The organism is Acidimicrobiales bacterium (assembly GCA_035316325.1).
Classification (GTDB): Bacteria; Actinomycetota; Acidimicrobiia; order Acidimicrobiales; family VFJN01; genus DASXTK01.
This window is the reverse complement of record DATHJB010000233.1, coordinates 1-2,243: the sequence shown is the minus strand read 5'-3', so window position 1 is coordinate 2,243 and position 2,243 is coordinate 1. Positions and strand designations below refer to the sequence as shown.

Here is a 2,243-nt window from a genome sequence, read left to right as displayed (position 1 = left end):
GGAGAGCATCAGGGCCGTCCAGCTAGACCCCATGCTGGACACCCTGCGACGAGACGGCACCGCCTGGCGACCCTTACCTCCCCGGTCTGAGGGCGGTGTCGTGCTCGTCCGATACGCGGGACTGTGGTTCCACGATCTAGGATCCATGGACCAAGGAGGAAAGACCCCCCGGCTCGTCAGGATCGCCACCTCCTGCTCCACCCAGCCCCCACCACGCGGAGAGCCCGGCAGACGGCGCGCGCGGCACACCTGACGGCCAGCGCGAGGACGGTGTAGCATCCGCCGTCTCGCCAACCCGGGTGGCCGGAAGCCTCGCCAGAGGGTTCAAGCCGGTCCGCGAGCGGCCAACGGCGGGGAGGCCCGGCCCCGCGTAGCCGCTCGCCCCCGCCGGGCGCTACCCTCCGGCGCCATGAGCTACCCGCACTGCGGTGTCTGGTGGGTCGGCGAACGAGAGTCCGCTATTTGCGAGGGCTGCCAAGACGAACTCGACGCCGCCGAGCTGGACGAGCATGTAGAGTCTCCCACCGGGCGGCCGGGGATCTCCCTGTGATGGGGAGGCTCGCGCGGAACAGGCCCAGCCGGGCGGCATGAAACGCTCGTAAGCTGTGGATCCCGCTCCCCGCCGCCCTATCAGGAAGTCATCGGGCGCAGAAGGCCCGGAGGTGTCACGCCCTCCGGGCCTTCTGCGTTCCAGATGAACCCCGACCGTGTAGGATGGACGGCGCGCGGGCGGCGGGGCAACCGCAAAGAGCGAGGCGCCGCCCGCGCTACCGCCTCCACGTCGTGTAGCATGCTGCGACATGAGCGAACCATGGGCGGCCTCCGAAGCCGCCAACCACACAGCAGACTGCATCCACGAGCTGCTGATCGCCGCGACCGCGCAGGTGCGCCCGAAGACCGTCCAGTGGGCGCCCGTCGGCGACGGCGGCCAGTTCGAGATCATCGACGCGCGCACCGGCAACAGCGACCGCACGATCCACGTCAGGCCCGACGGCACCGTCTCGCGGCAGGCCCCGAACGACGAACTGAAGTCCGGGCGTGACGACGAACTGCGCTGTCCGACGTGCGGGCAGGGCTACGAGGATCGGCAGGCCGCCGACCGCGCCACCGAGAACATCGGCCTGGCCGCGACGTACCCCCACGAGGACGGTGACACCATCGTCCTCGGCCCGGAGATCTTCGCCACCAAGGATGGCTCCGTCATCTCCTGGAAAGGCGAGAACTACAGTCGGCAGAACGACCGGCTGCGCATCGCCGCCGCGCGAGCCTTGGAGCGCGCCGAGGTCGGCGACGCCGAGGAGGCCGCCGCGATCCTGGGCGAGGTCGTCAACCTGGACGGCACTGAGGTGGACCCGACATGAGCAGGAAGACCTGGGAAGCGCTCCCGCTGGAGCAGCAGAACCACATCCGCAAGGCCGTCACGTGCGCCGTCGAGGAGGCCATGGCGCACGTCGGCCGGCAGCTCGACCACGAGCTGGCCCCCGTGCCCCAGGAGGGACCCGTCACGCTCGACGCAGGCTGGCTCCGGGGCTTCGCCAGGCGCTACCAGGACAAGCGGGCCGTACACGGCGGCGCGACCGACTACATCTACGAACGCGCCTTCGCGGCACTGGACAAGGAGTCGCCGCGATGATCGTCGCGGGCCGCTCCGACAAGTACGGCCAGGTCCACGTCGAGAAGGTCGGCAACACCGGCTTCTCGGATCCGGACGAGCCCATCGCCCTGTTCCGTGGGCAGGACAGGTACGCCGAGCAGGTCATGGCGTACTACTACAACATGCTCTGCGACGACCAGGACGTGACAGACGAGCAACTACAGTCCGTAGCTAGGCAGCTCGTCGCCTTCTCGGCGTTCGCCTCGGCCAACCCCGACAAGATGCGAACCCCAGGGAAGACAACATGACACCGGACCCGAACCGGCCGGACCGACCGTACTGGCCCCCGCTCGCCGCGCTGCGCGGCTGGTGGCTCGACCTGCGCTACCAGATCGGACGGCTGCGAGTGCCGAGCGCCCGCGACCCCGACGACGCGGCGGAAGGCACGACATCGCTCTCGCGCATCGCCGACCCCGACGACGTGGACGAGGTTCTCGGCGACGACAGTTTCGGCTTCGGCGACCTCCCCGGCATCTCCAAGCTCGACCCGGACTGGGGCAAGTACATCACGCACCTGGAGTGCGAGGTCGAACGCCTGCGGGAGGAGTGGGGCAAGTCGGACCGTGGCCGCGAGGATGCAGGGACCGAG

4 protein-coding genes are annotated in these 2,243 nt (G+C 69.5%); all 4 read left to right on the top strand.

What is annotated here, in order from left to right:
• Nucleotides 1-800 precede the first annotated feature (800 nt).
• Nucleotides 801-1,361, top strand: coding sequence for a hypothetical protein (locus VK611_30290; protein ID HMG45658.1), 561 nt, complete (start codon nucleotides 801-803; stop codon nucleotides 1,359-1,361).
• Nucleotides 1,358-1,633 carry a hypothetical protein gene (locus tag VK611_30285; GenBank protein HMG45657.1) on the top strand — a complete coding sequence of 92 codons (276 nt, stop codon included), beginning with the start codon at nucleotides 1,358-1,360 and terminating at the stop codon, nucleotides 1,631-1,633. The genes VK611_30290 and VK611_30285 overlap by 4 nt, the downstream gene beginning before the upstream one ends.
• Nucleotides 1,630-1,902 carry a hypothetical protein gene (locus VK611_30280; protein ID HMG45656.1) on the top strand — a complete coding sequence of 91 codons (273 nt, stop codon included), beginning with the start codon at nucleotides 1,630-1,632 and terminating at the stop codon, nucleotides 1,900-1,902. The genes VK611_30285 and VK611_30280 overlap by 4 nt, the downstream gene beginning before the upstream one ends.
• Nucleotides 1,899-2,243 (top strand): hypothetical protein (locus VK611_30275; GenBank protein HMG45655.1); only part of this gene is annotated, 345 nt, incomplete at its 3' end. The genes VK611_30280 and VK611_30275, both read left to right, overlap by 4 nt.